Here is a 9,037-nt window from a genome sequence, read left to right as displayed (position 1 = left end):
GGAAGGTTTATAATCCATCCATATTGGAATGTAAAGTATTGTTACGGAAATAATGCTGTTGAAAACAACGAAGTTTATAATCCATCCATATTGGAATGTAAAGGCATTTTATCTACTAACGCCAAAGGCGTTGTATTAGTTTATAATCCATCCATATTGGAATGTAAATGTGCAGCGTTACTCGGGAAAAAGTCGGGGATATCAAGTTTATAATCCATCCATATTGGAATGTAAATGCTTGTTATAGTGGTAGGTGAAACATTTAATTCTAAGTTTATAATCCATCCAAATTGGAACCAATATTATCTACTTTTATTTATCTTTTTTTCAATAAAGCTAACCCCAAGATACATAATAGCAGCCATGGCGCATAGCAGGACTACTGATGTCATGACTAAATCAAGTTTGAATACTTGACCGCCGTAAACAATAAGGTATCCCAGACCTGCCTTGCTTGTAAGGTATTCGCCCATAATTGTGCCTATCCAAGACAGTCCTATATTCATTTTGAATACTGAAATAAAATTAGGCACAGAATAGGGCAATAAAAGTTTGAATAAAATCTGAAATTTGGTTGCTCCCATTGATTTCATAAGCAAAATTTTGTCAGGATCACATGACATCATTCCGCCTAAAACTGATGAAATAGTAATGATAATACATATCAGCACAGCCATTGCTACTATCGCCTTTGTGCCCAAACCCATAAGAACAATGATTACAGGCCCTAGGGCAATTTTGGGTAAGCTGTTTAGAATAACAAGATATGGATCAAGCACCTTTCGTAGATATTCGCTCCACCAAAGCCCAATGGCGATAATAGAACCCACTACCGTAGAAATTACAAAACCAAGCATGCATTCGTACAAAGTTATGCCTATATGGGTATAGATAATATTGCCCATATATATTTCTTTATCCACAAACATCTTTTTTGCGGTTTTTAGAATACGGCTGGGTGAAGAAAAGAAAAGCGGATCAATAATGTAATTGGCGGTCAATATCTCCCATAACAATATAACCCCAATCAAAAGACCAAACTGGGCTAAAAGGATCAAAGCCTTTTTTATTCTGATGTTTTTCAAATACTGTTTGTGTGCTAAAGAATAAGTTATATTACTTTTTTTCATTTCTCATCCCATATTATAAACTTTCTAAGTCTTTCCAGATTTTATCAAACCAGTATCCAAACTTTTTGCATTCGCGTCGTTTTAAAGGAGTGGGACATTCGCCCATATCAAGCACATATTCATGAGCAATTGTGGCAGGACGGTTAGTTAGCATCAAAATACGGTCGCTCATACTTATAGCTTCAGAAATATCGTGAGTTACCAATATCGCACTCTTTTTTTCGTTTTTTATTATGCTGTACACATCATCGCACACTTTGAGTCTTGTCTGAAAGTCCAGTGCGGAAAACGGTTCGTCAAGCAGCAATAGCTTGGGAGAAGTTGCAAGCGTTCTTATAAGCGCTACTCTTTGGCGCATTCCGCCGCTTAGTTCTCTAGGGTAATGATCCGAAAACTCTTTTAGTCCGTATTTTTCTATCAGCTCATCTATTGCTTTGAGGTTTTCAGGCGTCATCTTTTTTTGGATTTCCAGTCCAAGCGTTATGTTTTGCCTTATCGTTCGCCATTCAAAGAGTTGGTCGCGCTGAAACATATATCCTGTATCGCGGTTAGTGGTGGTAACTTCATTGCCGTCAATCAAGATTTTGCCTTCCGAAGCTCTTATCAGACCGCTTATTAAGGATAGTATTGTGGTTTTTCCGCAACCTGACGGACCTACTATGGACAAAAATTCGCCGTCATTTAAGCAAAAGCTGATATCTTTTAAGGCTAGGGTTTCGCCCTGTTTTGTATGATATGTGTGGCTTACTTTGTGCAAACATAAAATTATTTTCATTCCATCATCTCAAAAATGGATTTTTGAACTCAAAAACATAATGAGTCCATATTGTCAGTATATTAGCCTAATTAACCAAATGTGTAAAAATGTGATTTTCACAAAAAATCAATAAAGATTGCAAATTTTGCGTAATTAATAAAAAGCTGACTTTTATAATAAAGACGGCTTTTTTATTTGATATTGAATAATCTTTTTAGCGAAATCACCTTATAACATAATTTGATTTATAAAACCATTTCTAGTATAATATTTAAAATCCAAGGTAATTTTTTAAAAAGTGGGTTGCACTTATTATGAATTTTTTGGCCGCAAGCAACAGTTTTTGGACCAATCTTATAACTAGATTATCCCAATGGAATGTCATAGTTGGTTTTGTTTTAGCTGTTTCGGGATTGCTGCTGTCGATTTTTGCTAGAAAACTGACAGGCAAAATCAAACATATCAAAGAAGTTGACAATGGGGATAAGTTGTTTTTTTCTTTGAAATTAGTAAGTCTAGGACTTGTTATTGCGGGACTTGTTTTCACAGTGATAAAATAATTGATTATATAAAAGGGACTAAATAAAATGGACAACATCAAAGAGCTTGATAAATCTTATCAGCCGTCCGGTTTTGAGACCGAACTTTATGACCAATGGGTTAAACAAGGATATTTTAAAGCGGATGAGGACCGCTCAAAAAAACCATTTACCATAATAATGCCTCCGCCCAATATTACAGGGCAGCTTCATATAGGGCATGCGCTTAACCTTTCTTTACAAGACATATTAATCAGATACAAAAGGATGAAGGGCTTTAATGCTCTGTATATTCCTGGTACTGACCACGCTTCAATCGCTACCGAAGTCAAGATTGTAGAAAAAATGGCAGAGGAAGGATTGACCAAGCAGGATTTGGGCAGAGAAAAATTTTTGGAAAGAGCTTGGGATTGGTATGCAAAGTTTGGCGGAAGAATAGTTGAGCAAGCCAAAAGAATAGGCGTTTCAAGCGACTGGGACAGATTAGCTTTTACTATGGACGAAACACGTTCAAAAGCTGTTTTGGAAGTATTTGTCCGTCTTTATGAAAAAGGCTATATATATCAGGGCAGCCGAATTATCAACTGGTGCCCTGCATGCAAAACAGCACTGTCTGACGCTGAAGTTGAATACAAACCCTCATCTTCATATCTATGGCATATACGCTATCCGATAGAAAATTCAGATGAATATATTGTAGTTGCTACAACCAGACCTGAAACAATGCTGGGTGATACTGCTGTTGCAGTCAACCCTTCAGACAAAAGATATACTAATCTGGTTGGAAAATATGTTATTCTTCCCCTTGTCAACAGACGAATTCCTATCATAGCGGACGATTATGTTGATAAGACATTTGGAAGCGGCGCTGTTAAGATCACTCCTGCGCATGATCCCAACGACTTTGAGGTTGGATTAAGACATAATCTTGATGTGATCAGAGTTATGTCTGATGACGGAAAGATGAATGAAAAAGCAGGACAATATCAAGGACTTGACAGATATGAGGCAAGAAAAAAGATAGTAGAAGACTTAAACAAGCTAGGCTTAATGCAAAAGATAGAGCCGCACAAGCACAATGTAGGCAAGTGCTATCGCTGCGATACCGATATTGAGCCTATTGTATCTAAGCAATGGTTTGTCAAGATGGAACAGCTTGCAAAACCTGCGCTTCAAGCTTTGGAAAAGGGCAAGCTTAAATTTACGCCCAAAAGATTTGAAAAGATTTACAGACATTGGCTTGTCAATATAAAAGACTGGTGCATTTCCCGTCAATTGTGGTGGGGGCATCGTATCCCTGCGTATTATTGCGACAATTGCAAGGACGTAACTGTATCCAAAGAGCATATTGATGTTTGTCCCAAATGCGGCGGACATGTTCATCAAGACGAGGATGTTTTGGATACTTGGTTCTCTAGTGCGCTCTGGCCGTTTGCTACATTGGGCTGGCCGGAGAAAAATAAGGACTTGGAATATTTCTATCCGTCCAATGTTTTGGTTACCGCTCACGAAATTATCTTTTTCTGGGTTGTAAGAATGGTATTTTCGGGCATCGAGTTTATGGGCAAAGAACCTTTTTCTGATGTCTTGATAAACGGTATTGTAAGAGACAAAATCGGTCGCAAGATGTCAAAATCTTTGGGCAACGGTGTTGATCCCATTGAAATGATAGAAAAATACGGCGCTGATGCGGTAAGATTTTCACTGCTTTGGGGCACGACTTTGGGCAGCGATATCAAGTTTTCTGAAGATAAGATTGCTACTGACAGAGTATTTATCAACAAAATCTGGAATGCTGCAAGATTTGTTTTGCAAAATGTTGAAAAGATAGAATATAAGGATATTGACCAGGTTAAATTGGGCATTGCAGATCGCTGGATATTATATAAATGGAACGAGCTTGTCAAGAACGTAACCAAAATTATGGACAAGTATAATGTCAATCGCGCGCTTAAGCTTATGTATGAGTTTATTTGGAATGATTTTTGCGATTGGTATATTGAGCTTGCAAAAACTAAGCTATACGGCGCAGACCAAAATCAAAAAGTTGCAGCAATGTCTGTTTTGATGTATTTGCTTGACGGAATTTTGAAACTAATTCATCCTATACTGCCTTTTGTTACCGAAGAGATTTATAGACATATGCCTTCCAGCCAAGGAATGATCATAAAAGCAAAATACCCCGAATACAATACAAAAATCCACAGCGTTAAGGCATATAAGGATTTTGAAGAAGTAATTGAAGTCATAAAAAGAATAAGAGAACTTCGTGCAGAAATGAAAGTTCCTCAAAACAAGAGAACAGCTATCTATGTTCTGCCTTTAAAAAATCCTAAGATTATAAACGAAGCGCTTGTTTATATAGAAAAGCTTGGTATGGGCAAGTCTATTGAAATAGTAAAAGAAAAGCCCGACAAATGCGCACAGGTGATTGCGCCGCTTTGCGAGATTTATATTCCTGTGCTTGACCTTGTAGACAAGACAGTAGAAACCCAAAGACTTAACAAAGAACTCAAAACAGCAAAGGACGAGTTGGCAAGAGCGCAAGGCAAACTTAGCAATCAGGGATTTGTAAGCAAAGCTCCCAAGGAATTAATAGAAGCCGAAAAAGCCAAGGTTGTTAAGTATCAAGAATTGATTGAAAAGATTACTAAGTCAATTCAGGAATTAGAAGAATAAAAGTTAAAAGCGTTAGTCTAAAAAACTAACGCTTTTTTATTGTTTCAAATTATCTTTTAAAAGATAATATGATATATTTAAGAAAATATCCCAAAAAAGGAGGTAACGAAAATGAGTTCAAAATTGATTATAGTTTTCGAAAATAACAGGGAGGGAACTATAATTTAGCCTCCCTAAAATGAAAGGAGGATATTTTGAATATTACAGTAAAAGAAACAACCCATAGCGACTTAGAAAACATTATGTCGCTCTGGAATAACGGCAAGGTTATGTTTTATGTAGGTTTTCCCAACGGTTTGGGTATAACAATGCCCGAACTGGAAGATTGGTTAAAAAGCGTTGATGAAAATAAACCATTGAGAAAGCATTACAGCATATACGAAGAAACTCTTGGCTATTGCGGTGAAACCTATTATGAAGTTTTGCAAGATGGTTTGGCTTGCATGGATATCAAGCTGTTGCCTAAAGCGCAGGGTAAAGGAATAGCACGGTATGTGCTAAAGTTTGCATTAAAAGAACTTTTTGATAGCAATCTTGCAACACGTGCTTATGTGGAGCCAAACAACAAAAATCTTGCTGCGTTAAGATTGTATAACAGCCTTGGTTTCAAAAAAGCTCTTAGACCAGACTTTTTGGAAATTGAAGATCCTGATATATGTACATATATGGAAGTAACCAAAGATAGTCTGATAGAGTAATTAGTTGTTTTTAAAAATCAAGATAAAAAGCGTTAGATCTAATCTAACGCTTTTTTTATTTATCGCAATTTCATTAATTTGAAAATTGATCTAAAACTATAGATATATGAAATTTTTAATTTTATAGTTAATAATTAATAATCAAAAGTTAGCAAGCAACATTATAATTACAACGTTAAAGAAATACAAAAAATTAAGGGGATCAATTTCTAATAACTTTTTATTTTATAGAACAAAATTCACAACTTTTTACTCATCCAGCAGTTCATACAAGCTGGCGTAGATTTGAGAGGCTTTTTCGTCCCATTTGTTGCAGATTGACTTTGCTGTTGCGCGCGAGTCCACGTTCATTCTGATTTCTAACAGCTGCTTGGTGGGATCTTTTATGCCCAAAACGACGGTATGCGTTCCGTCTTCGTTCATAAAATAGTCCCGAGAATATTCCTGTCTTCTTCGATAATGCATGCGGTTTTCGGTCACATAATCCACTATTTCGGCGCGCAAAGATGCGGGTATATAATAAAACAAATGCGACAAGCACATGCGGCCGTCAACCGTAAGAGAATATGAACTCTCTATGGTAGGTACTCCAGATGTGCTTACAGGACCTTTTGACGATGAGGTCATATTGATAAAGTTGTTCTTTATCAATATATCAAAAGCCTGCTTGCATTCCATATAGTTTATCCAGTTATTTCGGCTGCAGCACATCTCTAAGACTGTGCTCTCAGTCAAGGGCACATCCATTTTGTCAAATACAAATAACAAAATCAAAGAATTTAATTTGCTGCTATCTGTTTCCATGTCCATCCGTCTAAAATTAATATATTTTATTATATAATTATATCATATTACGTCAAATTATTGAACATTTTTGGATTATCTATTAATTCAGGCTTAATTGTAAACTTTATTGACAAAACAGTTTACAATTAACATGAAAATATAATATAATTTTATATATGAAAAATCAACCTCAAGATATTATCAAAAATCCAGACAATACACAAACAAATAAGCCCAAAAAACAAAATTTAACAAACTTCAAAATCGCTTCTACAGCTTTGATGTGTGCGCTTACATGTACGGGGGGATTTATAAAAATACCTTTGCCTATGCTGGATATTACCTTTCAAACTTTTTTTGCGTGTATGGCAGGGCTTATCTTGGGCAAAAGATGGGGTACTATTAGTCAAGCCATATACGCGCTTTTGGGCTTGATTGGTGTGCCTGTCTTTGCAAGAGGTGGCGGAATTACATATATTTTCCAGCCGTCTTTTGGATTTATACTTGGATTTATATTTTGTGCGTTTTTGTGTGGGGTTTTGCGCGATATTTTTTATAAAAAAGATTTTATGTCAAAAATAAAAATCAAAGATTATCTCAAGGTTTTGCTGATTTGTCTTGTGGGCATATTGGGCGTGTATTTGATAGGGGCGCCTTATATGCTAAGTATGATGTCATTTTATCTACATCTAGATCAAGCCGCATTAGTATCTGCCGCTTTAAGTCTGCCTTTGTATTTTTTGGGCGATATGCTAAGTCTTGTACTGCTTATAATTGCTACACCTATTATTTATAAGAGAATACCAAAAATATTAATGATATAAAACACTTTAGAGATAAAGCGTAATTATTTTCTAACGTTTTCGCGCCAATCCATTTCGCCGCGAGATAGCGCCATCATCATTATTTCGCCCGAAGCAAGATTAGTAGCAAGCGGAATATTGTGCACATCGCAAAGTCTAAGCAACGCTGAAACATCGGGTTCGTGAGGCTGCGCGGTAAGAGGGTCTCTAAAGAAAATCACAAGGTCAATTTCGTTATTGGCTACCATTGCGCCTATTTGCTGGTCGCCGCCCAAAGGTCCTGATTTAAATCTATTAATATTCAATCCTGTTGCTTCGGCTATAAGTCTTCCTGTAGTTCCTGTGGCATAAATAGTATGATTTTTTAATACCTGTTGATAAGCAATTGCCAGCATTACAATATCATCTTTCTTTTTGTCATGAGCAATCATTGCTATGTTCATTTTTTTCTGTTGTCCTTCGTAAAATATGTTTGTCTTTAATATATCATACAAAATACGCTTTGGCAAAGATATTTGGATTTGAAAAATTTGTCGAAATTATAGGATGCCTTTTGAGTTATCTTACGGATAATCCCCGCATATAAATAAAAAGAAATTGGCAAGGAGCGAGATATGAAATACGATTCGCTGAAAAAAGTACATACCAAACTTTCATATAACAGGTACTTGTATTATGAGCCAAAATCCGCGCAGATATTAAAACAGCAGCAAAGCGTTGAAAAAGGCAGCAGCGTCTTGTTTGGTACTGCGGTACGCCTTATTGCATGCGGATTGATTTTTGGTATTTTGATGTTATTTAATCAGATACCTTATCTAAAAAATGTTTCTGCGGGAATAAAATCTGTAGTTAAGCAAAATTTTGGAATATTTCAAATAGAACAGCCAGGAACTATTCCTATAAAGGATAAAATTATGCAAGCATTATATCCAGATAAAACGCCGTTAAGTTATTCTAAGCCTGTGATAACTCAAGATATACAATATAATGATTATTGCGCTGTGTTAAAAGTGGACAAAAACCCGCTTGTCTATAGCGTAGAATCAGGCAAAATCAGCAATGTGATAAAAAATGACGGTATTATAACTGTAGAAATCAAACACCGCAACAACACTATATCAAGATATGAAGGCTTAGAGTTTGTAGGAGTCAAAATAGGGCAAACAGTAAATAAAAATTTCCCCATAGGAATTGTTAACAATAATCGTCAGCTAAAATTCTTTTTGACAGTTGATAAAGCCGCAATTAAAGACATAAATGCAGAGGTACAATGGGATTAAAGCTTCATATACATCCGCTTTTTATTTTGCTTGGTCTTTTGATGACGGTACTTGGACATGGCTATGATTTTTTATCGTATTTTGTAACCGTAGTTATTCATGAAATAGGACATTCTACTATAGCAGAAAAATACGGCTATGTTTTGGATGATATCAAACTTATGCCTTACGGTGCGGTTATTAGCGGTACTATGGACGGCATCAAGCCTTCTGATGAAATAAAAATTGCGGCTTTCGGACCTGTTACCAACCTTGTGGTTGCTATTATTTTTACGGCTGTTTGGTGGCTTATCCCTGCGTCATATTTTTTTACCCAAGCCTTTGTCTATGCCAATATAGTCAATGCATTATTTAATCTTATGCCT

11 protein-coding genes are annotated in these 9,037 nt (G+C 36.1%); 7 read left to right on the top strand and 4 right to left on the bottom strand.

Features of this window, described 5'->3' with window-relative positions; genetic code table 11:
* A partial coding sequence (locus tag VIL26_07860) for a hypothetical protein (protein ID HEY8390841.1) occupies nucleotides 1-213 on the top strand: 213 nt, incomplete at its 5' end.
* Between the two features lie 89 nt (nucleotides 214-302).
* Here the strand turns inward: VIL26_07860 and VIL26_07855 are convergent.
* The gene (locus VIL26_07855) at nucleotides 303-1,130 is read right to left on the bottom strand and encodes an ABC transporter permease (GenBank protein ID HEY8390840.1); all 828 of its coding nucleotides are present in this window, start codon (nucleotides 1,128-1,130) and stop codon (nucleotides 303-305) included.
* Between the two features lie 13 nt (nucleotides 1,131-1,143).
* Complete coding sequence (locus VIL26_07850; GenBank protein HEY8390839.1) at nucleotides 1,144-1,905, bottom strand: ABC transporter ATP-binding protein; 762 nt, start codon at nucleotides 1,903-1,905, stop codon at nucleotides 1,144-1,146.
* A gap of 296 nt (nucleotides 1,906-2,201) precedes the next feature.
* Between VIL26_07850 and VIL26_07845 the strand changes: the two genes are divergently transcribed.
* The 3 genes from VIL26_07845 (at nucleotide 2,202) to VIL26_07835 (ending at nucleotide 5,803) form a co-directional block, all read left to right on the top strand.
* Entirely contained in the window at nucleotides 2,202-2,447 is a 246-nt protein-coding gene (locus VIL26_07845) for a hypothetical protein (GenBank protein ID HEY8390838.1), read from the top strand.
* A 27-nt stretch (nucleotides 2,448-2,474) separates the two neighbouring features.
* Nucleotides 2,475-5,105 (top strand): valine--tRNA ligase, encoded by a 2,631-nt coding sequence (locus tag VIL26_07840; GenBank protein ID HEY8390837.1) that lies wholly within the window; start codon nucleotides 2,475-2,477, stop codon nucleotides 5,103-5,105.
* Nucleotides 5,106-5,299: 194 nt separating this feature from the next.
* Complete coding sequence (locus VIL26_07835) at nucleotides 5,300-5,803, top strand: GNAT family N-acetyltransferase (protein ID HEY8390836.1); 504 nt, start codon at nucleotides 5,300-5,302, stop codon at nucleotides 5,801-5,803.
* 249 nt (nucleotides 5,804-6,052) lie between these two features.
* Here the strand turns inward: VIL26_07835 and VIL26_07830 are convergent, their stop codons facing one another.
* Nucleotides 6,053-6,607 carry a DUF4364 family protein gene (locus tag VIL26_07830; protein ID HEY8390835.1) on the bottom strand — a complete coding sequence of 185 codons (555 nt, stop codon included), beginning with the start codon at nucleotides 6,605-6,607 and terminating at the stop codon, nucleotides 6,053-6,055.
* Nucleotides 6,608-6,765: 158 nt separating this feature from the next.
* Between VIL26_07830 and VIL26_07825 the strand changes: the two genes are divergently transcribed.
* Nucleotides 6,766-7,413, top strand: a complete 648-nt coding sequence (locus tag VIL26_07825; protein ID HEY8390834.1) for a biotin transporter BioY — start codon at nucleotides 6,766-6,768, stop codon at nucleotides 7,411-7,413.
* Nucleotides 7,414-7,436: 23 nt separating this feature from the next.
* Here VIL26_07825 and VIL26_07820 read toward each other — a convergent pair whose 3' ends face one another.
* Entirely contained in the window at nucleotides 7,437-7,835 is a 399-nt protein-coding gene (locus tag VIL26_07820; protein HEY8390833.1) for a methylglyoxal synthase, read from the bottom strand.
* A 171-nt stretch (nucleotides 7,836-8,006) separates the two neighbouring features.
* On the opposite strand from VIL26_07820, the gene VIL26_07815 reads away from it, so the two are divergent.
* Nucleotides 8,007-8,672, top strand: a complete 666-nt coding sequence (locus VIL26_07815; protein ID HEY8390832.1) for a M23 family metallopeptidase — start codon at nucleotides 8,007-8,009, stop codon at nucleotides 8,670-8,672.
* On the top strand, nucleotides 8,663-9,037 hold a 375-nt coding region (locus VIL26_07810), incomplete at its 3' end, for a site-2 protease family protein (GenBank protein ID HEY8390831.1). The genes VIL26_07815 and VIL26_07810, both read left to right, overlap by 10 nt.

The organism is Clostridia bacterium, assembly GCA_036562685.1.
Classification (GTDB): Bacteria; Bacillota; Clostridia; order Christensenellales; family DUVY01; genus DUVY01.
The sequence above is the reverse complement of the archived record's forward strand: the minus strand, read 5'-3'. Positions and strand labels throughout refer to the sequence as shown.

Bases quoted from the DNA above. Each gene is read 5' to 3' on its own strand.
- VIL26_07855 (HEY8390840.1), bottom strand. From the start codon at position 1,130: ATGAAAAAAAGTAATATAACTTATTCTTTAGCACACAAACAGTATTTG.
- VIL26_07850 (HEY8390839.1), bottom strand. From the start codon at position 1,905: ATGAAAATAATTTTATGTTTGCACAAAGTAAGCCACACATATCATACA.
- VIL26_07845 (HEY8390838.1), top strand. From the start codon at position 2,202: ATGAATTTTTTGGCCGCAAGCAACAGTTTTTGGACCAATCTTATAACT.
- VIL26_07840 (HEY8390837.1), top strand. From the start codon at position 2,475: ATGGACAACATCAAAGAGCTTGATAAATCTTATCAGCCGTCCGGTTTT.
- VIL26_07830 (HEY8390835.1), bottom strand. From the start codon at position 6,607: ATGGAAACAGATAGCAGCAAATTAAATTCTTTGATTTTGTTATTTGTA.
- VIL26_07825 (HEY8390834.1), top strand. From the start codon at position 6,766: ATGAAAAATCAACCTCAAGATATTATCAAAAATCCAGACAATACACAA.
- VIL26_07820 (HEY8390833.1), bottom strand. From the start codon at position 7,835: ATGAACATAGCAATGATTGCTCATGACAAAAAGAAAGATGATATTGTA.
- VIL26_07815 (HEY8390832.1), top strand. From the start codon at position 8,007: ATGAAATACGATTCGCTGAAAAAAGTACATACCAAACTTTCATATAAC.